General features: G+C 70.7%; 24 protein-coding genes. 11 read left to right on the top strand and 13 right to left on the bottom strand.

All coding sequences use genetic code 11. From position 1 onward, the window contains the following. Nucleotides 1-33: 33 nt before the first annotated feature. The 5 genes from ABD437_RS28895 to ABD437_RS28875 are packed head-to-tail and all read right to left on the bottom strand — an operon-like array spanning nucleotide 34 to nucleotide 3870. Nucleotides 34-894: an ABC transporter ATP-binding protein gene (locus tag ABD437_RS28895; protein WP_344652086.1), complete on the bottom strand. Its 861-nt coding sequence runs from the start codon at nucleotides 892-894 to the stop codon at nucleotides 34-36. 12 nt (nucleotides 895-906) lie between these two features. Then, nucleotides 907-1725 (bottom strand): hypothetical protein, encoded by an 819-nt coding sequence (locus ABD437_RS28890; RefSeq protein WP_344652085.1) that lies wholly within the window; start codon nucleotides 1723-1725, stop codon nucleotides 907-909. After that, nucleotides 1722-2417, bottom strand: a complete 696-nt coding sequence (locus ABD437_RS28885; protein WP_344652084.1) for a hypothetical protein — start codon at nucleotides 2415-2417, stop codon at nucleotides 1722-1724. The genes ABD437_RS28890 and ABD437_RS28885 overlap by 4 nt, the downstream gene beginning before the upstream one ends. Beyond that, on the bottom strand, nucleotides 2414-3334 hold the full coding sequence (locus ABD437_RS28880) for a zf-HC2 domain-containing protein (RefSeq protein ID WP_344652083.1): 921 nt from the start codon (nucleotides 3332-3334) through the stop codon (nucleotides 2414-2416). The genes ABD437_RS28885 and ABD437_RS28880 overlap by 4 nt, the downstream gene beginning before the upstream one ends. After that, entirely contained in the window at nucleotides 3331-3870 is a 540-nt protein-coding gene (locus ABD437_RS28875) for an RNA polymerase sigma factor (protein ID WP_344652082.1), read from the bottom strand. Before ABD437_RS28875 ends, ABD437_RS28880 begins: the two co-directional genes overlap by 4 nt. Before the next feature lie 104 nt (nucleotides 3871-3974). On the opposite strand from ABD437_RS28875, the gene ABD437_RS28870 reads away from it, so the two are divergent. The 3 genes from ABD437_RS28870 to ABD437_RS28860 are packed head-to-tail and all read left to right on the top strand — an operon-like array spanning nucleotide 3975 to nucleotide 7031. Continuing rightward, nucleotides 3975-5906, top strand: coding sequence for an acyl-CoA dehydrogenase family protein (locus tag ABD437_RS28870; RefSeq protein WP_344652081.1), 1932 nt, complete (start codon nucleotides 3975-3977; stop codon nucleotides 5904-5906). A gap of 4 nt (nucleotides 5907-5910) precedes the next feature. Further along, a complete protein-coding gene (locus tag ABD437_RS28865; protein ID WP_344652232.1) occupies nucleotides 5911-6549 on the top strand; it encodes a class II aldolase/adducin family protein in 639 nt (212 codons plus the stop codon). Next, complete coding sequence (locus tag ABD437_RS28860; RefSeq protein WP_344652080.1) at nucleotides 6546-7031, top strand: GNAT family N-acetyltransferase; 486 nt, start codon at nucleotides 6546-6548, stop codon at nucleotides 7029-7031. Before ABD437_RS28865 ends, ABD437_RS28860 begins: the two co-directional genes overlap by 4 nt. Here the strand turns inward: ABD437_RS28860 and leuA are convergent. The 5 genes from leuA to ABD437_RS28835 all read right to left on the bottom strand — a co-directional run bounded on the left by leuA (nucleotide 7028) and on the right by ABD437_RS28835 (nucleotide 14020). Beyond that, entirely contained in the window at nucleotides 7028-8734 is a 1707-nt protein-coding gene (leuA, locus tag ABD437_RS28855; protein ID WP_344652079.1) for a 2-isopropylmalate synthase, read from the bottom strand. The genes ABD437_RS28860 and leuA overlap by 4 nt on opposite strands. Nucleotides 8735-8921: 187 nt before the next feature. After that, nucleotides 8922-9539, bottom strand: coding sequence for a GTP-binding protein (locus ABD437_RS28850; protein WP_035847694.1), 618 nt, complete (start codon nucleotides 9537-9539; stop codon nucleotides 8922-8924). Further along, the gene (locus tag ABD437_RS28845; RefSeq protein ID WP_035847696.1) at nucleotides 9520-9879 is read right to left on the bottom strand and encodes a DUF742 domain-containing protein; all 360 of its coding nucleotides are present in this window, start codon (nucleotides 9877-9879) and stop codon (nucleotides 9520-9522) included. The genes ABD437_RS28850 and ABD437_RS28845 overlap by 20 nt, the downstream gene beginning before the upstream one ends. A 23-nt stretch (nucleotides 9880-9902) precedes the next feature. Further along, nucleotides 9903-10325 carry a roadblock/LC7 domain-containing protein gene (locus ABD437_RS28840; protein ID WP_035847699.1) on the bottom strand — a complete coding sequence of 141 codons (423 nt, stop codon included), beginning with the start codon at nucleotides 10323-10325 and terminating at the stop codon, nucleotides 9903-9905. After that, nucleotides 10322-14020: a sensor histidine kinase gene (locus tag ABD437_RS28835; RefSeq protein WP_344652078.1), complete on the bottom strand. Its 3699-nt coding sequence runs from the start codon at nucleotides 14018-14020 to the stop codon at nucleotides 10322-10324. The genes ABD437_RS28840 and ABD437_RS28835 overlap by 4 nt, the downstream gene beginning before the upstream one ends. 641 nt (nucleotides 14021-14661) lie before the next feature. Here ABD437_RS28835 and ABD437_RS28830 point away from each other — a divergent pair. The 4 genes from ABD437_RS28830 to ABD437_RS28815 all read left to right on the top strand — a co-directional run bounded on the left by ABD437_RS28830 (nucleotide 14662) and on the right by ABD437_RS28815 (nucleotide 17934). After that, nucleotides 14662-15927, top strand: a complete 1266-nt coding sequence (locus tag ABD437_RS28830) for an aspartate kinase (RefSeq protein WP_344652077.1) — start codon at nucleotides 14662-14664, stop codon at nucleotides 15925-15927. Beyond that, entirely contained in the window at nucleotides 15924-16991 is a 1068-nt protein-coding gene (locus ABD437_RS28825; RefSeq protein ID WP_344652076.1) for an aspartate-semialdehyde dehydrogenase, read from the top strand. The genes ABD437_RS28830 and ABD437_RS28825 overlap by 4 nt, the downstream gene beginning before the upstream one ends. A gap of 79 nt (nucleotides 16992-17070) precedes the next feature. Next, complete coding sequence (locus ABD437_RS28820) at nucleotides 17071-17610, top strand: cysteine hydrolase family protein (RefSeq protein ID WP_344652075.1); 540 nt, start codon at nucleotides 17071-17073, stop codon at nucleotides 17608-17610. Nucleotides 17611-17757: 147 nt separating this feature from the next. Continuing rightward, nucleotides 17758-17934 (top strand): hypothetical protein, encoded by a 177-nt coding sequence (locus ABD437_RS28815; protein WP_344652074.1) that lies wholly within the window; start codon nucleotides 17758-17760, stop codon nucleotides 17932-17934. 58 nt (nucleotides 17935-17992) lie between these two features. On the opposite strand, the gene ABD437_RS28810 is transcribed toward ABD437_RS28815, so the two are convergent. Continuing rightward, entirely contained in the window at nucleotides 17993-18433 is a 441-nt protein-coding gene (locus ABD437_RS28810; RefSeq protein ID WP_344652073.1) for a hypothetical protein, read from the bottom strand. A gap of 705 nt (nucleotides 18434-19138) precedes the next feature. Here ABD437_RS28810 and ABD437_RS28805 point away from each other — a divergent pair. Continuing rightward, a complete protein-coding gene (locus tag ABD437_RS28805) occupies nucleotides 19139-20260 on the top strand; it encodes a helix-turn-helix transcriptional regulator (protein WP_344652072.1) in 1122 nt (373 codons plus the stop codon). Then, on the top strand, nucleotides 20257-21552 hold the full coding sequence (locus ABD437_RS28800; protein ID WP_344652071.1) for a hypothetical protein: 1296 nt from the start codon (nucleotides 20257-20259) through the stop codon (nucleotides 21550-21552). The genes ABD437_RS28805 and ABD437_RS28800 overlap by 4 nt, the downstream gene beginning before the upstream one ends. A 7-nt stretch (nucleotides 21553-21559) precedes the next feature. On the opposite strand, the gene ABD437_RS28795 is transcribed toward ABD437_RS28800, so the two are convergent. Continuing rightward, the gene (locus ABD437_RS28795; RefSeq protein ID WP_344652070.1) at nucleotides 21560-21919 is read right to left on the bottom strand and encodes a nuclear transport factor 2 family protein; all 360 of its coding nucleotides are present in this window, start codon (nucleotides 21917-21919) and stop codon (nucleotides 21560-21562) included. Between the two features lie 249 nt (nucleotides 21920-22168). Here ABD437_RS28795 and ABD437_RS28790 point away from each other — a divergent pair, with 249 nt between their 5' ends. Beyond that, nucleotides 22169-23350, top strand: coding sequence for a S1 family peptidase (locus ABD437_RS28790; protein WP_344652069.1), 1182 nt, complete (start codon nucleotides 22169-22171; stop codon nucleotides 23348-23350). 10 nt (nucleotides 23351-23360) lie between these two features. Next, complete coding sequence (locus ABD437_RS28785; RefSeq protein WP_344652068.1) at nucleotides 23361-24137, top strand: helix-turn-helix domain-containing protein; 777 nt, start codon at nucleotides 23361-23363, stop codon at nucleotides 24135-24137. Here ABD437_RS28785 and ABD437_RS28780 read toward each other — a convergent pair. After that, nucleotides 24109-25320, bottom strand: coding sequence for a CynX/NimT family MFS transporter (locus tag ABD437_RS28780; protein ID WP_344652067.1), 1212 nt, complete (start codon nucleotides 25318-25320; stop codon nucleotides 24109-24111). The genes ABD437_RS28785 and ABD437_RS28780 overlap by 29 nt on opposite strands. Nucleotides 25321-25365 lie beyond the last annotated feature (45 nt).

Raw genomic sequence — 25365 nt, 5'->3', positions numbered from 1 at the left:
GGTGGGGCGCCCGGGTGGCCGGGCGCCCCACCGTCAGTTGGTGGTCAGGGCCAGGTAGCCGTCCTCGAGCGCCGGGTCGACCGGCCGGGCCCCGGGGCCCGGGGCGTCGGCCGCCACGACCCGGTACCGCATGCCGTTCTCGTGCGGCAACGCGGACACGACCGTGCCCTCGGTCGGGGGCGGCCCGTCGGTGACGACCGACCAGACCCGGCCGTCGGCCCGGCGGACCAGTTCGTCGGCCGTGCCGCGGAAGATGAGCCGCCCCTTCGCCAGCACCGCCACCTCCCGGCAGGTCTGCGCGATGTCGTCGACGATGTGGGTGCTCAGCAGCACGGTGCGCCGGCCGGCGAACTGGGACAGCAGCGTCCGGAAGCGGATCCGCTCCTCCGGGTCGAGTCCCGCCGTCGGTTCGTCCACGATCAGCAGCTGCGGGTCGGCGAGCAGCGCCTGCGCGATCCCGACGCGTTGACGCATGCCACCGGAGAAACCGCGGAGCCTGCGGTCGGCGTGCGGGGTCAGCGCGACGACCTCGAGCAGCTCCCCGACGCGTCGCCGCCGCACCGCACGGTCGTCCATGCCCTTGAGCAGCGCCACGTAGTCGAGGAACTGCCGGGCCGTCAGATCCGGGTAGACGCCCAGGTCCTGCGGCAGGTAGCCGAGCTCACGCTGCACGGCGGTGCGCCCGGCACCGGTCGCGAGGTCGTGGCCGCCCACCGTCACCCGGCCGGACGACGGCCGCACGACACCGGCCAGGATGCGCATCAGCGTGGTCTTGCCGGCCCCGTTCGCGCCGAGCAGCCCGAACATCCCGGTGGGGACGGTCAGGTCGAGCCCGTCGAGCGCGGCGACGCCGCCTCGGTAGGTCTTGGTCAGACCGGAGATCTCGATCCGCACGACGAACTCCCTTCAACGAGCCCGGCGGACGCGGAGCGCGTGACCGCAGGCGAGGACGGCGACCGCGAGTGCCAGCAGCACGCCGATGGACAGCACCGCGACCGCAGGCGTCGGGTCGGGCCGGAGAAAGTTCAGCGTCGCGCCGGACACCGGGCCGGCCAGCGTGTCCTCCCCGTCGATGCCGCGGAAGTGCAGCAGCGCGGTGAGCGCGTAACCGCCGAGCGGGTGGACGAGGGTGCCGGAGAGCGTCGGCATCGTGTCCGGGGGCACGACGTTGCCCCAGAGCCAGTAGCCGACGAACAGCACCCGGAACAGCGGGGCCGGCACGACGAGCGGCCCGGCCAGCGCGAGAGCGGCCACGAACAGCAGCCCCGGCACGAACACCACGACGAAGGCGACGAGCGCCCACCCGATCGCGCCCGGCCCGCCGCTGTCGACCGCGTAGGCGAGTGCGAAGCCGAGATAGGCGACCAGGATCGGGACGGCGGTCGCGGCGCCCGCGCCCAGGTACTTGCCGAGCAGACGGGCCCGCGGCTCGGCCGGGGTGGCGTCCAGGATCGACGCCACGCGCAGCCGGTCGTCGCGCACCAGCCGGTCGGCGAGCAGGCACCCGAACCCGATCGCGAGCAGCCCGTGGAGCTGCACGGCCAGGCCGACCACGGCGGTACGCGCCTCGGGCGGCCGCTCGGCCGGGTCGAACAGATCACGCAGCAGACTGCCGCCGATCAGCACGAACAGCACCAGGGTCAGCGCGGGCACGATCCACACCGAGCGTTTCCGGACCTGCATGCGGAACTCGTAACGCAGACTCGCCGCGAACGCGCCGGTCATTCGTCCTCCTCGCCGATGAGACGCTCCGCGCGGCCCAGCACGACCAGCGCGAGCGCGATCAGTGCGGCGGCCGCGCCGAGCAGGGTCAGCCGGTTGGCGGTCCAGTCGTCCGGCGCCGCGCCGCGGGTCGTCGCGAACAGGTAGAGGAGCCGGCCCGCCCGGTGCTCCTGGGCCGCGCCCGCGAAGAACTGCTGGATCGCCCAGATCGTGGTCACCAGCGCGCCGGCGGCTGCCGGGCTGCGGAACACCGCGGCGGCGGCGAAACCGAGCGCGCTCAGCCCGAGCGTCGGCGCCACCCAGGTGAGCTGTCCGACCAGCGCCCCGTGGTTGGCCGGCCATCGCGCCCACCAGCCGGTCCCGATCAGCACGGCAGCGGTCGGCACGGCGAACGCCGCCGCCCAGCCCAGCGTCACGCCCAGTCGCCGCAGCAGCGTGACCCGGTACGACGTGGGCGAGGTCAGCTGCAGCTCCACCGCCGGATCCCGGCCGACGAGCGAGGCGCAGGCGACACCGGCCGCGAGCGGGATCGCCATCTCGAGCGTGCCCAGCAGGATGCGTGCCGTCGTGGTGTCGCTCGGCATCGGGTTTGCCAGCGCGGCCGCGATGCCGACGGCGACGGCGATCGGTGGCCCGAGGAGCGCGGACCAGCCGGCCCGGCGCACCTCGTACTGCCAGAGGGTCAGTGGTTTCACAACGGGTGGGTAGCGCGGTGGTCGCGGTGAGGTTCACTGCGTCCGGCGAGGAGCACCGCCGCGATCGCGAGCGCGGCGCTGAGCGCCAGTACGGGTGCGTTCGTCGACCAGGCCGGCACGATCACCCGCGCCGGCCAGGCGTCCGCGGTGAGGACGCTGACGGCCAGTACCCGCACGGCCCAGAGCCCGGCGGCCACACCGAGGGCGACGTCCGGGCCGAAGCGGACCGCGACGAGCAGGCTCAGCGCGGTCAACAGCATCATCGGGCCGAGCCAGGCGCTGACGAGCGTGTTCAGGTCGGCGGTGCCGGCGGCGCCGGAGACGGTCAGGACGGCCGACGCGGCCAGCGCGAGCACCAGGTCGTAGCCGACGACGAGCGCGAGGCGGACGAGGAGCAGGAGCCGCTCGGACGTCGGGGTGGCGGCGACCAGTTCGGCGACCGGGTCGCGGGCGGAGCGGTACGTGCCGCTGACCCCGGCGGCGGCGACGATCGGGGCGATCAGGGCGAGCGCCACGTCGGCGATCCGCTCGGGGCCGCCGAGGTCGGCTTGGACCAGCACGACGGCGACACCGACCGCCATCACGAGCGCGGAGGCGATCGGCACGGCGAGCCGGATCAGCCGGGCCTCGGCGCCGAGCAGCCCGGCGAGGTGCCGCAGCCGCCGGGTCGGCGTCCCACCGCGAGGCCGCCCGACCGGCTCCTCGAGCGTACTGCGGGCCAACACCTCACGCACCATCCGTCCGGCCTCCGGCGCGCGCGGGGCCGCGCCGGGGACCGGTGGCGCGGCGGCGGCGAGGGCCTGCCAGGTCGACAGGTCGGCGCGGCAGCGGGGGCAGCCCAGCAGGTGGGCGTCGACCCGGGCGCGATCGGCCGCGGGCAGGGAGCCGGCGGCGTAGGCGGGGAGCAACTCGTTCATTCGGGCACCTCCTGGGCGGCGAGCGCCGCGGCGACGGCGGCCCTGGCGTGGAACAGCCGGCTCTTCACGGTGCCGACGGGGATCCCGAGCACCTCGGCGACGTCCGCGAGCGGTAGCCCGGCCACGAAGACCAGCGCGATCACGTCGCGGTGATGGCCGGGGAGCCGGTCGATCGCCGCGGCCACCGGCGTGCCACCGGCCGCCGCGATCGCCAACTCCTCGGGGCCGGTGCTCACGTCGGGCCGGTCGCTCATCTCCGCGGGCGGCGGCCCGGCCCGCAGGCGGAGCCGGTTGTGCGCCTGCCGCCGGGCGATGCCGAAGAGCCACGTCGTCACCCGCGCGCGGCCCTCGAACGAGCCGGCCGACCGCCAGACGGCGAGCATCGTGTCCTGCAGGATCTCCTCGGCGACCATCCGGTCACCGGCGAGCCGGTGGAGGTACCCGAACAGCGCGCCGGAGTGCCGCTCGTAGAGCAGCCGCAACGCGGTCGCGTCGCCGGCGGCGATCGACCGGAGTAACTCGGTGTCGCTCCCCACCCGCTCACCTCCTCCCGGAAGTGGGTAGCGGTCACACCCGCGAATGGTTCAGCGAATCGGGGGGTACTCGCCGGTAACATCGGGACGGAGGCGAGGAGCCCAGGATGAGCGATCCGGCAGAGCTTCGACGCGTGTTCGACGGACAGTGGGCCGAGGTCCGCGAGGAGGCCCGCAAGGCACTCCGGCGGCCCGAGTTCGGGCTCGCCGGTGACCTCGACCGGGACGCCCACCGTCAGCGCGTCTGGGAGCTGCTCCAGCAGCTCGCCACGGTCGGGCACTCCCGGCTCGGCTTCCCGACGCGCTACGGCGGCCTGGGGGACACGGGCGGGTCGGTCGCGTCGTTCGAGATGCTCGGTTACGGCGACCTGAGCCTGATGGTGAAGTCCGGCGTGCAGTGGGGGCTGTTCGGCGGCGCGATCCAGGCACTGGGCACCGAGCGGCACCACGAGCGGTACCTCCCGGCGGTCATGAGCCTGGAGCTGCCCGGCTGCTTCGCGATGACCGAGACCGGCCACGGCTCCGACGTCCAGCACCTGCGCACCACCGCCACCTACGACCCGCAGGCCCGGGAGTTCGTCGTCGAGACCCCGCACGAGGCCGCGCGCAAGGACTACATCGGCGGCGCCGCCCGTGACGCCCGGCTGGCCGTCGTGTTCGCCCAGCTCGTCACCACCGAGAACCACGGGGTCCACGCGTTCCTGGTGCCGATCCGGGACCAGGACGGCAACCCGTGCCCGGGTGTCCGGATCGGCGACTGCGGCGGCAAAGCCGGCCTGGACGGCGTCGACAACGGGCGGCTCTGGTTCGACCGGGTGCGGATCCCGCGGGAGAACCTGCTCAACCGCTACGGCGACGTCGCGGAGGACGGCACGTACTCCAGCCCGATCGAGAACCCCGGCCGTCGGTTCTTCACGATGCTCGGCACGCTGGTGCGTGGCCGGGTGAGCGTCGCCGGGGGAGCCGGTAGCGCCACCCAGACCGCGCTGGCGATCGCCGTCCGGTACGGCGACGTGCGGCGGCAGTTCGCCGCACCGGGCCGGGACCGCGAGGTGGCGCTGCTCGACTACCTCGCCCACCAGCGTGCGCTGCTGCCCGCGCTCGCGAAGACGTACGCGCTGCGGTTCGCGCAGGAAGATCTCGTGCGCACCCTGCACGAGCTCCAGCCGGCCGACGGCCTCGCGGACGGGAACGCGCCCGACGGCGTCGAGCAGCGGGAGTTGGAGGCCCGCGCGGCGGGCTTGAAAGCGGTGGCGACCTGGCACGCGTCGGCGACGATCCAGGCGTGCCGGGAGGCCTGCGGCGGCGCCGGTTACCTCACCGAGAACCGGTTGCCGCAGCTGCGTGCCGACACCGACGTGTTCACCACGTTCGAGGGTGACAACCGGGTGCTGTTGCAGCTGGTCGCCAAGGGCCTGCTCACCGGCTACCGCGACCAGCTCGGTGATCTGGACGCGCTGGGCATGGTGCGCTTCCTCGCCGATCAGGTGTGGGACGCGGTCACCGAGCGGACGTCGGTGCTGCGTCGTTTCGGCGAGGGCGACCTGCGTGACCACGAGTGGCACCTGGCGCTGTTCGAGGACCGGGAGAAGCACGTCCTGGAAGGACTCGCGAAGCGGCTCCGCAAGGCCGGCGAACCGGACGCGGACGCGTTCGCGGTGTTCAACGACGCGCAGGACCACGTGCTGCGGCTGGCCCGTGTGCACGTCGAGCGGGTGCTGCTGGAAGCCTTCGTGGTTCCGGACGTGAGTGACGACCTGCGCGAGCTGCTGGAGCGTGTCCGGGCGCTGTACGCACTCTCCACGATCGAGGCCGACCTGGCCTGGTTCCTCGGGCACGGCCGGATGACGCCGAGCCGGGCCAAGCGCGTCACGAGCACGGTCAACGAGCTCTGCCGTGAGCTTCGTCCGCACGCGTCGTTCCTGGTCGACGGCTTCGGCATTCCGGAGGACTGGCTGGACGCCCCGATCGCGCAGGGCGAGGAGCAGCGGCGCCAGGACGCCATGTACTCCCACGACGAAACGGTCGCGGTGGGGTGAGAAGATCCCGATCGTGACCGAGCGGGGCGCGATCGCCGAAGTTTGCCAGCGGATGGTCGCCGACCGTCTGGTCGTCGGAACGGCCGGGAACGTGTCCTCCCGGGACGGGGACGTCGTCGCGGTGACGCCGACCGGCGTGCCGTACGCCTCGCTGTGCCCGGAAGACGTCGGGCTGTACGCACTGGACGGCACCCCGGTGGACGCGCGGCTCAAGCCCACCAGCGAGCTCCCGCTGCACCTCGCGATCTACGCGGCGCGCCCGGACGTCGGCGCGGTCGTGCACACGCACTCGACGGCGGCCACGGCCCTGTCGTGCCTGGTGCCGCAGATCCCGGCCGTGCACTACTACCTGGGGCTGTTCGGCGGGTCGCCCCGGGTGGCGCCCTACGTCGAGTACGGCACCGACGCGCTGGCGGCCGGTACCGTCAGCGCGCTCGAGGACCGCACGGCGTGCCTGCTGGGTAACCACGGCGCGGTAGCGGTCGGGAAGTCGCTGTCGGAGGCGTACGAGCGAGCCGTCTACCTGGAATGGGTTTGCGAGGTCGCGCTGCGGGTGTTGTCCTCGGGGATGATTCCGCGCTTGTTGGACGGCGTGGAGCTGGATGACGCCACCGCGCGTCTCGCGACCTACGGACAGCGATGACTTACACCCGAACGTACGTGGAAATGACCTCGCCCGCCGAGCTGCGGCCGGGGCGCGAGGCCGACGGCGTGGCGCTGCTGCCGATCTCCGACCGCCCCGAGCTGGTCCGGGAACTGGCCGTCCGGATCGGGGAGCCGCACGGCTGGCGGACGGTCACCCGCACCGACGAGGAGTGGGCGGCCGAATTCGCGAAGCCGGGGCTGCACAGCTGGGCGGTGACCCACCACGACGAACCGGTGGGGCTCGTCGACATGATCGACGCCCCGCCGGAGGTCGAGATCTACACGTTCGGTCTGGTGCCCGAGGCGGTGGGGCGCGGCATCGGCGGGCACGTGCTGACGCTCGCGGTGCGGCAGGCCTGGTCGCTGCGGTCCGGCGTCACCCGTGTGTGGCTGCACACGTCGACGCAGGACCACCCGAACGCGCTGCCCAACTACCAGGCGCGCGGTTTCCGGGCCTACCGCACCGAGGAACGCGGTTAGGGCCGGTAGGCCCGGTTGACGGCGCTCACCACGGCCTTCAGCGACGACGTCACGATGTTCGTGTCGACGCCGACGCCCCAGAGCACCTGGTCCTCACCGATCGCGCACTCGATGTACGCCGCGGCCTTGGCGCCACTGTCGGCGGACATCGTGTGCTCGGTGTAGTCGAGCAGCCGCACCGGGATGCCGGCCGCGTCCAGCGCGGTCACGAAAGCGTTGATCGGCCCGTTTCCGGACGCCTCGATCGTCTTCTCCGTGCCGTCCAGCACGATGTCGAACGAGACCTGGTCACCGACGTTGTGGTAACCACGCAGCGCCAGCCGCCCCCACGGGTTGTCGGGGTTCGGCAGGTACTCGTCGCGGAACACCGACCACATCGCCTCGGGGCTGACCTCGCCGCCCTCGTTGTCGGTGATCTTCTGCACGACCTGCGAGAACTCGATCTGCAGCCGGCGCGGCAGGTCGAACTGGTGCTCGGTCTTCATGACGTAGGCGACGCCGCCCTTGCCGGACTGCGAGTTGACCCGGATGACCGCCTCGTAGGTGCGGCCGATGTCCTTGGGGTCGATCGGCAGGTAGGGGACGGCCCAGCGGAAGTCGTCGACGTCGACGCCGGCGGCCTTGGCGTCCCGCTCCATCCACTCGAAGCCCTTCTTGATCGCGTCCTGGTGCGATCCGGAGAAGGCGGTGTAGACCAGGTCGCCGCCCCAGGGGTGCCGCTCGTTGACCGGCAGCTGGTTGCAGTACTCGACCGTGCGGCGTACCTCGTCGATGTCGCTGAAGTCGATCATCGGGTCGATGCCCTGGCTGAACAGGTTCATGCCCAGCGTCACCAGGCAGACGTTGCCGGTGCGCTCGCCGTTGCCGAAGAGGCAGCCCTCGACGCGGTCGGCCCCGGCCAGCACGCCCAGCTCGGCGGCGGCCACCGCGGTACCGCGGTCGTTGTGCGGGTGCAGCGACAGGATGATGTTCTCGCGGTGGGCCAGGTTCCGGTTCATCCACTCGATCGAGTCGGCGTAGACGTTCGGCGTGGCCATCTCGACGGTGGCGGGCAGGTTCAGGATCACCGGCCGGTCGTCGGACGGCTCCCAGATGTCGCTGACCGCGTTGCAGACCTCGGCGGCGTACTCCAGCTCGGTGCCCGTGTAGGACTCCGGCGAGTACTCGAAGCGGATGAACGTGTCACCCATCGACTCGGCCAGCTTCTGGCACAGCCGGGCGCCGTTCGTGGCGATCGCGGTGATGCCCTCGCGGTCCAGGCCGAACACGACCCGCCGCTGCAACGTCGACGTCGAGTTGTACAGGTGGACGATGGCCTGCTTCGCGCCGCGGACGGCGTCGAACGTGCGGTGGATCAGCTCCTCGCGTGACTGCGTCAGCACCTGGATCGTGACGTCGTCCGGGATCAGGTCGTCCTCGATGATCTGCCGGATGAAGTCGAAGTCGGTCTGGCTGGCCGCCGGGAAACCGACCTCGATCTCCTTGTAACCCATGTTGACGAGCAGCTCGAACATCTTGCGCTTCCGCGCGGGGCTCATCGGGTCGATCAGGGCCTGGTTGCCGTCACGCAGGTCGACCGCGCACCACAGCGGCGCCTCGAGGGTCTGCTTCGCCGGCCAGGTGCGGTCGGCCAGATCGATCGGGGTGAACGGCGTATAGCGGTGGATCGGCATCCCGCTGGGGCGCTGGGGATTGCGGTTCATTGCTGGGTGCTCCTGAAGTCTTGGCTGGTGCAAGCCGGCAAGCACGCCAAGCGCCGCGACGAGGAAGCCGGCTCGTTAACTGGCCTCGCCGCGGCAAAGAAGGAGCAGTCCCACCATCCGCACGTCTTTCACCGTAGCAGCACGGAAGGCCGCGGCAAATCGCCGCGCCCTTCCGGGTGGAGACGGATCAGCTGCCGACGCCGGCCGGAGCCGCGCCACGCAGACGTAAAACGTACTCGACGAGCGAGATCAGCAGCGCCTTGGTCGACTCGCGGCCACGGGCGTCGCAGTTGATGATCGGCACTTCCTGGCCGATCGTCAGTGCGTCACGCACGTCCTGCGTCGTGTACGGCTGAATGCCGTCGAAGCAGTTCAGACCGACGACGTAGGGCAGCCCACGCTGCTCGAAGAAGTCGACGGCGGCGAAGCAGTCGGCCAGCCGACGCGTGTCGACGAGCACGACCGCACCGATGGCGCCACGCACGAGCTCGTCCCACATGAACCAGAACCGTGTCTGTCCGGGGGTACCGAACAGGTACAGGATCAGGTCCTCGTCGAGCGTGATACGGCCGAAGTCCATCGCCACCGTGGTGGTGGACTTCCCCGGGATCTTCGAAGCGTCATCGACGTCGATCGCGGCGGCAGTCATCACCGCCTCCGTCGTGAGCGGACGGATCTCCGAAACCGACCCGACGAGCGTGGTCTTGCCCACGCCGAACCCGCCCGCGATGACGATCTTGGCCGAGGTGGCGCGGCTCGCCGTCACCCGCGGCGGGCGGCCGGGGCTAGAGCTTCCGAAGTCCACTGAGCACCCTTTCCAGCAGATACGTTCCGAGCTGGTCGTCGAGCCTGCCGGGCTCGTGCACGTCCAGCATTCCGGCCTCGGCCATGTCGCCGACGATTACTCGGGCAACCCCGAGAGGTGTGCCGAGGTACGCCGCGATCTCCGCCAGCGACTGCACTTGCTGGCAGAGCTCGACGATCCTCTGCCACTCGTGCCGGGCTGATCCGGCCTCACGGTCACCGCGTGCGGTGGCCGTGACCAGTGCCTCCATCGCGATGTCGACCCGGGATCTGGTTCGCCCCCCGGTCATCGCGTACGGGCGCACCAGCGGCCCGCTTTGGTCGACGTACTCGGTACTCATCGCGCGACGTCTCCTGTCGTCCCTCAGCGCGGAAGGCTGGCGTGGAGTTCAGAGCGTAGGGCAGGTGTGAGCACCTGTCCCACTCGCTCCACGAGCAGTGCCATCTCGTACCCGACCTGACCGATGTCACACGCACGCGATGCGAGAACGGCCAGCGAAGAGCCGTCGCTGATGGACATGACCAACAGGAAGCCGGTGTCCATCTCGACGACGGTCTGGCTGACGCTGCCGCCCTCGAAGCAGAGCGCCGCGCCGTGGGTGAGGCTCACCAGGCCCGAGGCGATGGCTGCCAGCTGGTCGGCCCGGTCCCGAGGCAGGCCGTCGGAGACCGCCAACAGCAGTCCGTCGGCGGACACGGCCACGGCGTGGGCGATGCCGGGGACTCGGTTGGCGAAGTTCGCCACCAGCCAGTTGAGGTTCTGGGCATCGTGGCTCAGCGAGCTCACATCTCCTCCTGCGTTTCAGGTGAGCCGGCAAGGGTCGTACCGGTCGGGGACGGGCGTCCGGCCTGACGCCCTTGCTCGAGACCGCTGCGGTAGCTGGACAGGACGCCCCGCACCGCCTCGGGAGACCGGTGGGAAGTCGGGCGAGGAGCTTTCTTCGCCGCCGTTTCCACACGGCCCGGCACGAAGTGTGCCATCGGAACACGCTTCGGTAGACCCGTCTTGGTGGTACTGCTGGGAGCCGCTTCGGCGACTGCCTGCGCAGCGCGCCATCCGGCGTCCGCCGGAGACTCCCATGCGGCCGTCGCGGGCTGGCGTGCAGCACCGACGCTGACCGGCTCTTCCTGCCGTTCCATGCCACTGGGGGTGGCCGGCTCGTCCGCGTGGCTCCCGTTGGTGCCGTTGCTCCCGTTGGCGCCGTTCGGGCGCGGACGGCTCCAAGCCGCCGTTGCGCTCTGCGCGAACGGCACCTCGCCGCCGACCACCGGGGAGACCGGCGCCTCGGGAAGGCGAGTGGTTTCGGGCGCTTCCTTCTCGTCCGGAACGGTGGCCCGGGTGGCGCCCGGCGCCTCCGGCACCCGCGGCGGCGACCACGAGGAGCCGTTACTGCTGCTGCCGTTACGCGGTGCCGCGGTGGTGCGCGACCGGAACCACTCCGACTCGATCGCGTCGAAGATCGGGAGCGGCATCTCGATCGTCGGGTCGGAGTTCGGCGGGTCCGACGGGCCGGCGCGGAAGATCTTCTGCGCACCGGTCGTGTTCGACCGGTCGGCCGTGGCCTCGCGCCGCAGCGCGGCCATCGCGTCGGCGGCGGAACCGCCACCCGCCCGGCTCGGCGAGGTCGGAGCGGCCTCGGGAGCCTTCTGCGCCGGTGCCTGAGCGGCCTGGGCCGCCGGAGCCGCGGCCGGGCTGGTCGGCGCCAGCGGACCGGTCGGGGCGATCGGCCGGGTCTGCTGCTGCGGCACCTGGGCCTCGCGGCTCGCGAACGGGTCGCGGACCGGAAGCGGCGTCGGAGCGCCCGGCGTCGGGCCGGCCGGCTTCGGCTGGGCCACCGGGAAGCCCGGCTGGGTGTGCGCGGCGTTCGACGACGACTGCTCGTCGGCGACCGGACGCGGGATCCCGCCGGTGCTCCAGGTGAGGTCGGGCTCGCGGGCCTCGTTCGGTGCGGGCTCCGGCCGGAGGTCACCGAGGATGCTGTGCGTTCCGGTGGCCGCGGCGGCCGCCGGGTCACGGATGATCGGCACCGGCCGGGTGGGCTCCGACCAGCTGGGGTCGGGCTGCTCCTCGACCGCGCCCGGCGCCGTGAACGGCGGCTGGGCCGGCGTCGGCGTGGTGGGGGCGAACGGGAAGCCCTGCGCGGCGTTGTCGTCCCGCTCGTCGCGGCGGGGCAGCGGCTCCGGCGTCACCGGACCGAACAGATCCCGTGCGGTCGGCTGGCCCTGCGACGGCGGCCCGTACTGCTCGCGCTGGATGTCGTGCTGCTCGGCGTCCTGGCGGACCCCACCGAACGGCGGTGCGCTGCGCTGCGCCCACGGGTCGGACCCGTTCTGCTCGGCGGCCGGAGCGAACGGCTGCTCGGGCTGCTGCGGCTGACCGAACGGGGGCTGGTTGCCACCGAACGGGGTCGGGGGCAGCTGCGGGGCACCACCGAACGGCGGCTGACCGGGCGCCGGAGCGCCGAAGTTCCCGGTGGGGGCGTACGGGGCGTTCGCGGCCGGCAACGCGGGCTGCTCGCCGGTGCGGTCCACCCGCTCCGACGTGACCCGCTCCACCGGACGGTCGCCGTGCTCGTCGCTCTCGGCGGCCGGCAGCGGCGCCGGGACGACCGGCTGGTCGCCGTGGAGAACACCGGACGGGAGCGTGACGATCGCCAGCACACCGCCACCGGAGGCGTCACGCAGCATGACCTTGACGCCGTGGCGGGAGGCCAGCCGGCCGACCACGAACAGGCCCATCATGCGGGAGACCGCGATGTCGAAGACCGGCGGCTTGGCCAGGCGCTCGTTGAACTCCGCGAGCTGCTCGCGGCTCATGCCGATGCCCTGGTCCTCGATCTCGATGATCACGTGGTCACCGACCCGGCGGGAGTCGACGACGACGTCGGTGCGCGGGGAGGAGAACGACGTCGCGTTCTCCAGGATCTCCGCGACCAGGTGCACGAGGTCGTTCACGGCCGAGGCCGAGATCTCCACCGAGTCGTCGATCGAACCGAGCTTGACCCGGGTGTACTGCTCCACCTCGGCGGTGGCGGCACGGAGGACGTCGACGAGCGGCGCGGGGCGGGTCCACCGGCGACCGGCGTCGGCACCGGCGAGGACCAGGAGGTTCTCGTCGTTCCGCCGCATTCGGGTGGCAAGGTGGTCGAGCTTGAACAGCTCGGAGAGGCGGTCGGGGTCGCGCTCGCCCTGCTCCAGGCCGTCGATCAAGCGGATCAGGCGGTCGACCAGGAGCTGCGAGCGGCGGGAGAGGTTGACGAACATCGTCGAAACGCTCTGCCGCAGCTGCGCCTGCTCGGACGCGACCCGGACGGCCTCGAGGTGGACCGCGTTGAACGCCTGGGCCACCTGGCCGATCTCGTCGCCGGAGCGGATGTCGAGCGTGCGGGCCCTGGTCTCGGCGCTCGCCTGGGCGGCGGTCTGCTGGTCGGCGTCCTGCAGCTTGCGGACGACCTCCGGCAGCGACTGGTACGCGACCTCGAGGGCCGAGGACCGCAGCCGGACCAGCGGGCGGACCATCGAGCGGGCGACGGCCAGCGAGACCAGCAGAGCGATGACCAGGGCGGCGAGCGCCACCGTGATGACGATGATCGTCTTGCGGATCGCGTCGTCGCGGAAGTCGGCGGCGGCCTTGACGGCGTCCGCGTTGAGCTTCTCCTCGACGTTGCGGAGCACCGAGTTCAGCTGCGTGCTGTCCGCGACCCACTGGACCTGGGTGGTGCCGATCGGCTGGCCGATCTCGGTGTTGCGGACCCGGTTGGCCGAGGAGCGGTACTGACTCTCCTGGCTGACCGTGTCGTTGCGGATCTCGCGCTGCGTCGGCGTCGCGGTCTCACCGAACTGGCTGTTGAAGACTTCCTGCTGGGTGGCGGCCCGGTCGACTTCCTTGAACGAGTCGTTCGTGAACTTCTTCTTCTGTTCGACCAGGACGTCGAGGACGAGGACCTGCTCCTTGCCGATCGCCTCTTTGTAGTTGGAGAAGAGGGCTACGGCGGTGAGCTGGTCGGAGAGCTGCCGGTCGTCGGCCGCGCCGGCGAGGTTGTCGCCGATCTTGAGCAGGTCGCCGATGAGCGTGTCGTACTTCTGCGCCGCGAGGCCGACCGAGACGCCGCCCTTGCGTGCCTGCTCGAGCAGGTTCTTGCGCTGGTTGACGAGCGTGGTCGAGCCACGGGTGACGCTCTGCAGTTCGCTCTGGATCGGCGCCTTGGTGTCGGCGTCGAGGCGACCGGACTCGCTCAGGAACTGACGCAGGGAAGCGTCGGTCGCCGCGGCCGCATCGATGAAGCGGCGGAGCGGCGGGTGGTTCTCGTTGTTGCCGGGGTCCGCGACGTAGTACGCGGCCGCGGACCGCTCCAGCTGAAGATCGTTCACGAGCGTCGAGGACTGGCTACCGAGGCGCGCGAGCTGCTGCACCTGCTGGGCCGATTGGGCCTCGTCCGTCACGATGTACGTGAGGATGCCCGCGAATAGGAACATAGCCATCAGCGGGACCAAGGTGATGAGAACAACCTTGACCCGGATGGGAGCGTTACCGAGGAAGCGCTGGCTGCGGGTGAGCGGCCGATTGACCGGCTGCTCGTTGCCCGAGTTACTCCGGTCCTCGGAGGGCGTTCCGGCGTTCGGGACCCGCCTGACCGGCCCCTCTGAGGTGGCGGCCGGACGTAAGCCCTTGAGGGACGTGGGCACGACTCCTCCGTCTACTGTCGCTACTGGCGAAACGCGCCCCCGCGGCCGATGAGCCATTCTCACCCACCGGCGGTGTTCGCTGTGGCATTGCACCACGATCCAGACGACGTGGAAAGCGCGACGGTTCGTAGTGGGGCCAGATGTCCCGCAATGACCTGATACCGGGTGAGAATCTCGTCTACCCGGCGTTGCGGAATCCTCCGAACGTGGGAGGTGGCGCGCATGTGGTCACACCAGTAACAGGTAAACGTGACATTCCGTGGTGTCTTGACGGAAGGCGACCTGACGATGGCGCGACGTGACGAGTCTCCCACGAGTGGTCAATCGGATACCACCCGGGGTGCTGCGGCTGATTAAAGGGGCTGCGACCGCCGGTACCCTGGGCACGGAACTCTGCCTGGTGGGTGCGACCCGCCGGGCCGTACGGAAGGAGCGACGTGGGACTCGTCGTACAGAAGTACGGCGGCTCCTCGGTCGCCGACGCTGAGCGGATCAAGCGGGTAGCGGAGCGCATCGTCGCTACCCGGAAAGCCGGCAGCGACGTCGTCGTCGTGGTCTCCGCGATGGGCGACACCACTGACGAGTTGCTCGACCTGGCCGGCCAGGTCGCCCCGGTACCCCCGGGACGCGAGCTCGACATGCTGCTGACGGCGGGTGAGCGCATCTCGATGGCGCTGCTCGCGATGGCGATCCACTCGCTCGGGTACGAGGCCCGTTCGTTCACCGGTTCGCAAGCCGGTGTGCTCACCACCGCGCGGCACGGCGCCGCGCGCATCATCGACGTGACGCCCGGACGGATCCAGGGCGCGGTCGACGAGGGCGCGATCGCCATCGTCGCCGGGTTCCAGGGCGTCGCCCAGGACACCAAAGACATCACGACGCTGGGCCGCGGTGGTTCCGACACCACGGCGGTCGCGCTCGCCGCGGCGCTCAAAGCCGACGTCTGTGAGATCTACACGGACGTGGACGGCGTCTACACCGCGGATCCGCGGATCGTGAAGAACGCCAAGAAGCTCGAGACGGTCGTGTACGAGGAGATGCTGGAACTCGCCGCCTGCGGCGCGAAGATCCTGCACCTCCGGTCGGTGGAGTACGCCAGGCGTTACGACATCCCGATTCACGTCCGCTCGTCGTATTCGAACAAGCCCGGCACGATCGTGGCCGGGTCGATGGAGGACCCTTCCGTGGAGCAGGCGATCATCTCCGGCGTCGCGCACGACCGGAGCGAAGCGAAGATCACCGTCGTCGGCGTGCCCGACCAGCCCGGTATTGCCGCGTCGATCCTGCGCACGGTCGCCGACGCCGACATCAACATCGACATGGTGGTGCAGAACATCTCGGCCGCCGCGACCGCGCGCACCGACATCTCGTTCACGCTGCCGAAGGCCGACGGCCCGGCGGCGATGGCCGCGCTGCAGAAGGTGCAGCCCACGATCGGCTTCGACCGGCTCATCTTCGACGAGCACATCGGCAAGGTGTCGGTCGTCGGCGCGGGTATGCGGTCGCACCCGGGCGTCATCGCGTCGTTCTGCGAGGCGCTCGCCAAGGTCGGCGTCAACATCGAGATCATCTCGACGTCGGAGATCCGGATCTCCGCGGTCTGCCGTGACACCGACCTGGACGCCGCGGTGCGTGCCGTGCACGAGGCGTTCGAGCTCGGCACCGACGAGGAAGCCACTGTTTACGCGGGGAGCGGACGATGACCAGGAAGCCCACCCTCGCCGTCGTCGGCGCCACCGGTGCGGTCGGCACCGTGATGCTCTCGATCCTGTCCGAGCGCGCCGACGTCTGGGGCGAGATCCGGCTCGTCGCCTCGAAGCGGTCGGCCGGCAAGCGCCTCGTCGTCCGGGGTGAAGAGGTGGAGGTCCGCCTGCTCGAGCCGTCGGTGTTCGACGGCGTCGACGTGGCGATGTTCGACGTGCCCGACGAGGTGTCCGCGCAGTGGGCGCCGATCGCGGTGTCGCGCGGCGCGGTCGCGGTCGACAACTCCGGCGCGTTCCGGATGGACCCGGACGTTCCGCTGGTGGTGCCCGAGGTGAACGGTGCGGCGGCGGCTTCGCGCCCCAAGGGGATCATCGCGAACCCCAACTGCACCACGCTGACGATGATGGACGCGCTCGGCGCGCTGCACGCGAAGTGGCAGCTGACCGAGCTGGTCGTGGCGTCGTACCAGGCGGCGTCCGGCGCCGGGCAGCCCGGCGTCGACCGGCTCTACGACGAGCTCGGTGTGGTCGGTGGGCGTCGTGACCTCGGCGTCCGCGCCGGTGACGTGCGTGCCGCGCTGGCCGAGAAGCTCGGCGACCAGGCGTCGCCGTTCCCGGCTCCGCTGGCGCTCAACGTCGTGCCGTGGGCCGGGTCGCTCAAGGACGGCGGCTGGAGCAGCGAGGAGCTGAAGGTCCGCAACGAGTCCCGCAAGATTCTGGGGATTCCGGACCTGCGCGTCTCGGCGACCTGCGTGCGGGTGCCGGTCGTGACGACCCACTCGCTCGCGGTGCACGCCACGTTCGCGTCGCCGGTCACCGTCGACGAGGCCCACGAGGCGCTCGCCGAGGCACCGAACGTCGTGGTCGTCGACGACCCGGCGAAGGGCGAGTTCCCGACGCCGGCCGACACCGTCGGCGCGGACCCGACGTTCATCGGCCGGATCCGGCAGGCGCTGGACTTCCCGAACACGCTGGACCTGTTCATCACCGGCGACAACCTGCGCAAGGGTGCCGCGCTGAACACCGCCCAGATCGCCGAGCTGATCGCCGCCGAACTCAGCTGAAGTCCCTGGTGAGTGCCGGCTCCACGAGTCGGCACTCACCGGCACGCATAGTTGGGTCGCGGGCGGTTAGTCCACGTCTGTGCCTAAATCCGCGCTGATAGTGATTGACATGATCACGCCGTACGACTATCCGGACGCCGACCGGCTGCTCTCGTCGGCCGAGCAGGTCGTGCCGGCGATCGCCGGGCTGATCGAGCGTGCCGATGACGTCCCGGTCATCTACGTCAACGACAACTTCGGGTCGTGGACGTCGAACCGGGACTCGATCTACCAGCAGGCGGTCGACGGCAAAGCGCCGCACCTGGTCGAGCCGCTCCGGCCCGCCGACGAGACGATGTTCGTGGTGAAGGCGCGGCACTCGATCTTCTTCCAGACACCCCTGGAGTACCTGCTGGGGTCGCTCGAGGTGACCCGGCTGGTGATGACCGGGCAGGTCACCGAGCAGTGCGTGCTCTACTCCGCGCTCGACGCCCACATCCGCCACCACGAGGTCGTCATCCCGCAGGACGCGGTGGCGTGCATCCACCCGCACCTCGCCGAGGCCGCGCTGGAGATGATGGAGCTCAACATGGGAGCGCAGGTGTGCCGCGCCGAGGACGTGCAACTCCGCACGTCATAAATCAGTAGCGCGCCCAGGTAATGTCATTTCCGTGATCAGCTGACGAGCACCTACGCCGCGTGACTACACCGCGGTCCGTCGTCCACCGTGCTCAGCTGATCGTCTCTTTCTTCGCGGCTGGGCACCCCCCTGTTCGGAGGTCGCCTCATGCGTGCACTTTCTTCCCACGAACTCTCGGAATCCGGGCCGAGTCGGGCCGAGCGTCGAGCCGCGGCCCGCGGCCGCAAGAACCCCGTCGATTCGCCCCGCCCCGCGGTGCTGCCCGGCCGGGGTAAGAACGTCGTCCACGACCGCAGCCGCTACGCGATTCGCCGCCGCGGCTGAGTTCCCCGCCGAAGGCGCCGGCCGTCCTGCCCCCTCCCGCAGAACGGCCGGCGCGGTCTCAGACGGACTCGATGAGTGCCGAGACCAAGACGGCCAGTACGAGCACCGTCCACATGAGCACACGAACGACGTCGGCCAGCGCGCTGAGCGCTGTCGCGGTCAGCCGGGCCGCGGTCACGACGACGGCGGCGGCCACGGCGACCGCACCCGCGACTGCTCCGGCGACCCCGGTCGCGAGCCAGGGTGTCGCGTCGGTGCCGGCCGAAGCGTTCGACGGCGAGCAGCCGGAGAGCACGACGAGCACGATCACCATCGCGAAGAGAACCGCGAAGACACGCGAGCCGCGTTTCGGCCCGGCGACCGCGACGATGAGGATCGCGAACACGATCAGCAGCCAGCCGGCGATCTCGTGGGCAATCGCCACCGCGCCCGCGGCGACGAGCTCGGCGGCCTTCGGGATCCGTAGCCGAGCGTCCGTAAAAGTGCTTACCTTGAGCATGGTGGGTCACCCCCATGAAGGCACTGCGGTGCCGGCGGAGACCCCGCCAGCAGGGAACACGGACACCCCTGGCCTTCGCGCCAACGGACAGCCGGGGGTGTTCGTTCACAGGTGCGCCGTATGCCGCGCCGTTGCGGCGACCGACCGATTCGAGATCTGTTCGAAGAGTCGCGTCGTCTCGGCCTCCCAGGGGCCGCGGAAACAGGGATCACGTCGTGGAGCGCCGACGAGAGTCGGGCCAGCGTAGGCGCGGGCCGTCAGCTGAAACCAGAAGCTGACGCTGCCTGGCAATTGCCTAAAAGGCCGGGACGGTCCGCTGGTGTCAGCCGGATCGTCGGGCCGGGTTCGAGCCCGGCTCGGGGTCGTTAGCGGCGACGCTGCCGCGAAGTGCGGGACTTATCGTCTTATGCGGACGAATTCGGCCGGCACGTGCGCCTCAACGATGTCGGGAGTCCCACGGCTAGCCTCCTTCGCTCACCTGACGCTCCCGCACCGGAGCGGGAGATCGTCGAATACCGTTACTAACGAGTAGAGCATTCAGCTGAACGGCTGACAATAGCTGAATCTATTGTACCCACAATATTTGCGCAAAACCGTTACTTCTGTGACTATTGAGGCCAATGAGGTGCTGAGGTAAGCCCTTGCGGGCTGCTCTATCGTCAGGACATAAACCTGCTTCTCTACTTCAGTGAAGAAAGCTGAAACATGTCAGGCCAGGACCCGACGTCGCCACCGGTGCGTCTCGCGCGCAGGCTGCGTGAGCTCCGGCGATCAGGGCTGGGGCGGCGACTGACGCAGGAGCAGCTCGGCCAGTTGCTCGGCGGCGCCGAGCCGCTCAGCGCGCCGCTGATCTCGTCCTGGGAGCGGGACAACGGGCCGACGGTGCCACCGGAAAGCCGAGTGCGGGCCTACGCCCGGGTGTTCGCGACCCGGCGTTCGCTCGAGGCGGGGATCCTCGAGGAGGACGACCTCTCCGACGAGGAGAAGGACCACCTCTACGAACTCGAGAGCGAGCTCGTCCGGCTGCGCTCGGAAGCGGTCGGCGCAGAGGCGGAACCCTCCACGGGCGCGGAAGCCGCGGAGCCACCCATCGGCCGAGCGGTCGGGTACGGCACCTGGCACTTCGAAGACCAGCGTCCGGTCGTCATCGTCGCGAGCGAACTGCCGACCGACGAGCGGCCGGAGTACGCCGATCCGTCCAGTCCTGACTACGTCGAGCTGTTCCGCTACGCGGACCTGGACTCGATGGTCGAGGCCTACGGGCACATCCGGGCCGCCAATCCGCAGAACAACCGGGTCCGTTTCCGCCGGGCGAGCGCCCTGACCCGGGACGACTTCGCCAGTCACCTCGTCCTCCTGGGCGGTGTCGACTGGAACCCGGTGACCCGTGACCTGTTGCGCCGATTGGACCTGCCGATCCGGCAGGTGTCGGCCGACGACCGGGCCCAGAACGGGTACTTCGAGGTCGTCGAGGGAGACCAGCGGCGACGGTTCCGTCCGAAGGTCAGCACCGACCAGGGCGCGGCCGAGCTCGTCGAAGACGTCGCGATGTTCTACCGCGGGCCGAGCCCGCTCAACCGCCGCCGCACCGTGACGATCTGCAATGCGATGTTCGGGCGCGGCACGCTCGGCGCCGTGCGCGCGCTCACCGACGCCTGGTTCCGCGATCGCAACGAGGACTACCTGGCTGAGCGCTTCGGCGGCGCCGAGGAGTTCCTGCTGCTCATCCGGGTGCCGGTCTTCGCCGGGAACACCCTGACGCCGGACTGGACGCTGGAGGAGAACCGGCTCTACGAGTGGTCGCGGACGGCGGGACAGGCGTCGTGACCGGGAGGACCCGCTGGGTTTCCCGCCATCACCACGGCTCGCACCGCGAGCTGCTCCGGCCGGTTCGGGTGTCCGCGCCGAGCAACGCGCGCGTCGACATGATCGCGGTGCCCACCAGCCGGCCGGTCTCCTATCTCGCGCACGCGGTCCGGCTGGCGGAGCGCCTGGACTGCACGCTGCTGGTGCTGGCCAGCGGCCGGTGCTCGGCGTCCGAAGTCGTGCGGCGCTACGGTGCTCGCCTGGACGACCGGCTGATCGTGGTCGACGTCCCGACCGGTTACGCCCAGGGCGAGTCGATGTTCCGGTTCCGCGCCGATGCCGTGGCTTCCGCCGTGATGGCGCGCTCCAGCGACGTCAGCGTGAAGCGCAACCTCGCGCTGGTGCTGGCGCGGTCGCTCGGCGTCCGCTCGCTGTTCTTCCTGGACGACGACATCATCGTGCCGGACTGGGTCGACGTCTGCCGGGCCGCGACCACTGTGGAGCACGGGCACTGGGCGGCCGGGCTGTTCGTCGACGGTTACCCCGACAATTCCGTGGTGTGCCACGCCAACCGGTTGAGCGGCGGGCAGCAGGACACGTTCGTGGGCGGCGGGGCGCTGATGGTCGACGCCCAGCGGGCGAACGGGTTCTTCCCGAACGTCTACAACGAGGACTGGTTCTTCCTGCTGGACAGCGCCGCGGAACGAGCGGTCGCCACGGTCGGTACCGCGGTGCAGCGCCCGTACGACCCGTTCTCCAGCCCACAGCGCGCCCGTGGCGAGGAGTTCGGAGACGTCCTCGCCGAAAGCCTGTTCTGGCTGTTCGACCTGGGTGGTTCCCTCCGCGACGCCGATGCCGACTTCTGGGCCGGTGCGATGCGCCGCCGGCTCCGTTTCATCGACGAGGTGCGGGCGAACGTCGACGTCATGGGCGACGCGTTGTCGCTGCACTGGCGGATCGAAGCGTCTCTCGACGCGGCGGTGGCGGCTCACCGCGCGTTCGACCCGCTCACCTGCGCCCGCTTCGTCGAGAGCTGGCGGCACGACCGGAAGGCCTGGAGCAGGCGGCTGGCACGTGCCCCGTTCGGCCGTCCGCTCGGCGAACTGCTCGGTTCGCTGCACCTGACGCTGACCGGGACGGCCGATCCGGGCATGCGCACGATCCCGGCGCCGACCGTCGTGATGAGCCCGCTTCCCGACCCGCTCGCCGACTCGCACGGCGAACCACTGTGGGGGCTGCGCAGCCCGCTGACGGTGGCGGCGGCCGGGCGGCGAGCGACCGTTCCGAGCGTCGACAGTTCGCTCACCGCCTGACCGGAGCTCAGCCGGGCACCTGGTCCAGGAAGCCGTAGACGCGGCTGATGCGGCCGTCCGCGAACACCGCCACGTCGAACCCGACCACCAGCGCGTCGCCGTCCGCCGGACCCAGCTCCCACTGGAAGCGCGCCTGTTCGTGGTGGGCGTCCACGGCGCCGGCGAGCCGGAAGACGAGACCCGGGAACTGGGTCTGCACCGCTGCGATCGTGGCGTCGATCGCGTCGCGGCCCTCGGCCACCGCCAGCGGGTCGATGTACAGAGCGTCGTCGGACCACACGGCGTCGATCGCGTCGCGCCGGCGTTTGGCGTCGGTCTCGTTCCAAGTCTCGAGGTATCGGGTGACGAGTTGTTCGATGTCGCTCACGGGTTGTGCTCCCTGTAGCCGGGGATTCGGTATCAAAATCCTGGCTTCGTGCGGCGCTCGCGTCGATTACCTACGAGGTAAGGGGTCGGGCGACCGTCCAAATCCCCCGGAATCCACCCTGAACCATTCACGACGGTGAACCGTGTTGGTCGCATCAGTAGGAGCCGATACCTAGGAGGCCGGATGCCTACTCCCCGTCACCGTCGTTCGCCCAGCGCTCGCCGACGGAACATCACCATCTCGTCCGTCGTGGCGGGTGCTGTCGCCACCGCGTTAGCCGCGTTCATGGCCACGGCGCCGACGGCTGGGGCGTCCGACAAGACTGGGACCGACGCGGGCCGGCCGGCGGTCGAGGCTGCGGACACCGGTCCCGGCGCGTACACCGCGGAGATCCGGAAGCTGGCGATCAGCGCGCTCGCGGCCCAGCTCGGCATCTCCGACGAGGACGCGGCGGCGCGACTGGACCAACTGGACAAGCGCACCAAGACCGCGGTGTCGCTGCAGAACTCGTTGGGTGACCGCGGCGCCGGCACCTGGATCAGCAAGACGACCGGGGAGCTGATGGTCGGCGTCACCGACCAGAAGGCCGCCGACGCGGTGCAGGCCGCGGGGGCGACGCCGAAGCTGGTCAGCCGCGACCTGAACGACCTGCAGCAGGTCAAGTCCCAGCTGGACGCGATCGGGCGCATCCCCGGCACGTCGTGGGCGATCGACCCGTCGAGCAACGCGGTGACCGTTCAGGTCTCCCGGAAGGCCGCGGCCGACCCGCGGGCCGACGCGTGGCTGGACAAGCTCGCGGGCTACGGCGACGCGGTGAACGTGCAGCGCACCACGGCCGCCTTCACCACGCAGGCCTTCTTCGGCGGACAGGCGATCGAGGCCGAGGGCGGCGCCGGCCGCTGCTCCTCGGCGTTCAACGCGACGACCGGCCAGGACGCGTTCATCATCACCGCCGGACACTGCACGGCGGCGATCGACACCTGGACCGACGGCCAGGAGGTCATCGGTCAGTCGGCGCTGACCCAGTTCCCCGGCAACGACTACGGCGTCATCCGGGTCGACGACGCCCAGGCGCTCGACCCGCAGCCCGCGGTGATCAACCAGAACCAGGCTCAGCCGATCACCGGCACCGACCAGGTCCCGGTCGGTTCGCCGGTCTGCAAGACCGGTTCGACGACCGGCACCACCTGCGGTGTCGTGCTGGCGTTCGACACCACGGTCGTGTACCCCGAGGGTGCCGTGCAGGGCCTCATCCAGACCGACGTCTGCAGCCAGCCCGGTGACAGCGGCGGCTCGTTGTTCGCCGGTGACCAGGGCCAGGGCATCGTCTCCGGCGGCTCGATCGGTGACTGCGAGACCCCCGGCTTCGTCTCGTTCTTCCAGCCGATCAACGAAGTGCTCGAAGACACCGGTCTGCAGCTCATCCAGTAGTTTCTCCAGCATGACCCGCCGCCCCGCAGTAGGAGAACTGCTGCGGGGCTGGCGGGAGCGGCGTCGGCTCACCCAGCTGAGCCTGTCGCTGCAGGCCGACGTCTCCGCCCGGCACCTGAGCTTCATCGAGACCGGCCGGTCGCGTCCGACCAGCGAGATGATCCTGCGGCTCTGCGACGAGCTGGACGTCCCGTTGCGCGAGCGCAACGCGCTTTTGCTGGCCGGCGGGTACGCACCGGCATTCCCCGAGCACGGTCTCGACGATCCTTCGCTCGACGCCGTACGCAGCGCGTTGCGTCTGGTGCTCGAGGGGCACGAACCGCACCCGGCGGTGGTGATCGACAAGCACTGGAACCTCGTCGAGGCCAACAGCGGGCTCGGTCTGTTCGCCGAGTCGGTCGAACCCGCGCTGCTGGAACCCCCGGTCAACGTCCTCCGCCTGAGCCTGCACCCGGGCGGGATGGCGCCGCGCGTGGTCAACCTCGGCGAGTGGCGAGCGCACCTGCTCACCCGGCTCGAGCGTCAGGTCGCCCAGACCGGCGACCGGGCCGTGGCCGAACTGCTCGCGGAGCTGACCGCCTATCCCGGCGGGCGCGACAGCGAGACGACACCCCAGCCGCACGACGTCGTCGTACCGTTGCGGTACCGGCACGGCGACCAGGAGCTGTCGTTCCTGAGCATGACCGCGGTGTTCGGCACCCCGCTCGACGTCACGGTCGCGGAGCTGGCGATCGAGTCGTTCTACCCGGCCGACGCGGCTACCGCGAAGTTTCTGCGGTCTCCCTGACCTCGGGCCCGACGAAGCGGCGCGCACCGGCGAGCAGCCCGAACACCGCCTGCGGGATCAGCAGCACGATCAGCAGCCCCACCGGAACCGACCACGAGCCGGTGACGTCGTGCACGGCGCCGACCAGCAGCGGCCCGGTCGCGGCCAGCAGGTAACCCACGGTCTGGGCCTGGGCGGAGAGTCGGGCGGTGGCCGCGGTGGTGCGGGTACGCAGGGAGAACAGCAGCAGTCCGAGACCGAACGAGCCGCCCTGGCCGATGCCGAGCAGCACCACCCAGAGGTAGGGCGCACCGGCCGGGGCGAGCATCACGCCGGTGAACCCCGCGAGCGTCGCGACGGTGCACGCGAGCGTGTGCAGACGTTGGTCGCGGGCGCGGGCGGCGATCGGTGGCAGGACGAGCGAGATCGGGATCTGCACGAACGCGGAGATCGAGAGCAGGAGCCCGGCGGTGGCCGGGTCGTAGCCCTCGTCGCGGTAGATCGACGGGAGCCAGGACAGGACGCTGTAGAACGACAGCGACTGCAGCCCGAAGTAGATGGTGATGAACCAGGCGAGGCGGTCACGGACCAGCGAACCGCCGCCCCCGGGCGGTGGCGCGACGGTGGGCTTCCGCCGGGCCGGTATCCAGACCAGCAGCGTCCAGACCGCGAACGCGACGGCCGCGGGGATCGCCCAGAACCCGAGCCCGCCCCGCCACCCCTGCTCGGTCGCCTCGCTCAGCGGGACCGTGACGCCCGCCGCGACCGCCGCCGCGCCGGAGAGCGACATCGTGTAGACGCCGGTCATCGTGCCGGTGTGGCCGGCGAAGTCGCGTTTGATCACGGCGGGGATCAGCACGTTCGCGATCGCGATCGCACCCGCGGCGACGATCGAGCCGACGAACAGCACCGCCCGGCCGTCGGTGACGCGGAGCACCAGCGCGACCGCGATCACGGCCACCACCAGCGCGATCACCCGCTCGCTGCCCCACCGGCGGGAGAGCGACGGCGCGAACGCCGCGATCGCGCCGAGGCAGATCACCGGCAGGGACGTCAGCAGCGACGCCCCGACGCCGGACAGGCCGAGGTCGTCGCGGATGTCGGAGAGCACCGGCCCCACGCTGGCCAACGCCGGTCGGAGGTTGGCCGCGACCAGCGCGATGGCCACCCCGAGGACGAGCGTCCGCCGCTGGTTCGAACTCACGTGGTGCTCCTCTCGCAGCGCTGCGATCCTTGCTGCGCGTTCCCC

This window comes from Cryptosporangium japonicum (genome assembly GCF_039524755.1).
Lineage (GTDB): Bacteria > Actinomycetota > Actinomycetes > Mycobacteriales > Cryptosporangiaceae > Cryptosporangium > Cryptosporangium japonicum.
Note: the sequence above shows the minus strand (reverse complement) of the source record. Positions and strands in the feature narration are given on the sequence as shown.

Bases quoted from the DNA above. Each gene is read 5' to 3' on its own strand.
- ABD437_RS28890 (WP_344652085.1), bottom strand. From the start codon at position 1,725: ATGACCGGCGCGTTCGCGGCGAGTCTGCGTTACGAGTTCCGCATGCAG.
- ABD437_RS28825 (WP_344652076.1), top strand. From the start codon at position 15,924: ATGACCAGGAAGCCCACCCTCGCCGTCGTCGGCGCCACCGGTGCGGTC.
- ABD437_RS28785 (WP_344652068.1), top strand. From the start codon at position 23,361: ATGACCCGCCGCCCCGCAGTAGGAGAACTGCTGCGGGGCTGGCGGGAG.
- ABD437_RS28810 (WP_344652073.1), bottom strand. From the start codon at position 18,433: ATGCTCAAGGTAAGCACTTTTACGGACGCTCGGCTACGGATCCCGAAG.
- ABD437_RS28870 (WP_344652081.1), top strand. From the start codon at position 3,975: ATGAGCGATCCGGCAGAGCTTCGACGCGTGTTCGACGGACAGTGGGCC.
- ABD437_RS28835 (WP_344652078.1), bottom strand. From the start codon at position 14,020: ATGGCTATGTTCCTATTCGCGGGCATCCTCACGTACATCGTGACGGAC.
- ABD437_RS28880 (WP_344652083.1), bottom strand. From the start codon at position 3,334: ATGAACGAGTTGCTCCCCGCCTACGCCGCCGGCTCCCTGCCCGCGGCC.
- ABD437_RS28815 (WP_344652074.1), top strand. From the start codon at position 17,758: ATGCGTGCACTTTCTTCCCACGAACTCTCGGAATCCGGGCCGAGTCGG.
- ABD437_RS28845 (WP_035847696.1), bottom strand. From the start codon at position 9,879: ATGAGTACCGAGTACGTCGACCAAAGCGGGCCGCTGGTGCGCCCGTAC.
- ABD437_RS28805 (WP_344652072.1), top strand. From the start codon at position 19,139: ATGTCAGGCCAGGACCCGACGTCGCCACCGGTGCGTCTCGCGCGCAGG.
- leuA (WP_344652079.1), bottom strand. From the start codon at position 8,734: ATGAACCGCAATCCCCAGCGCCCCAGCGGGATGCCGATCCACCGCTAT.
- ABD437_RS28860 (WP_344652080.1), top strand. From the start codon at position 6,546: ATGACTTACACCCGAACGTACGTGGAAATGACCTCGCCCGCCGAGCTG.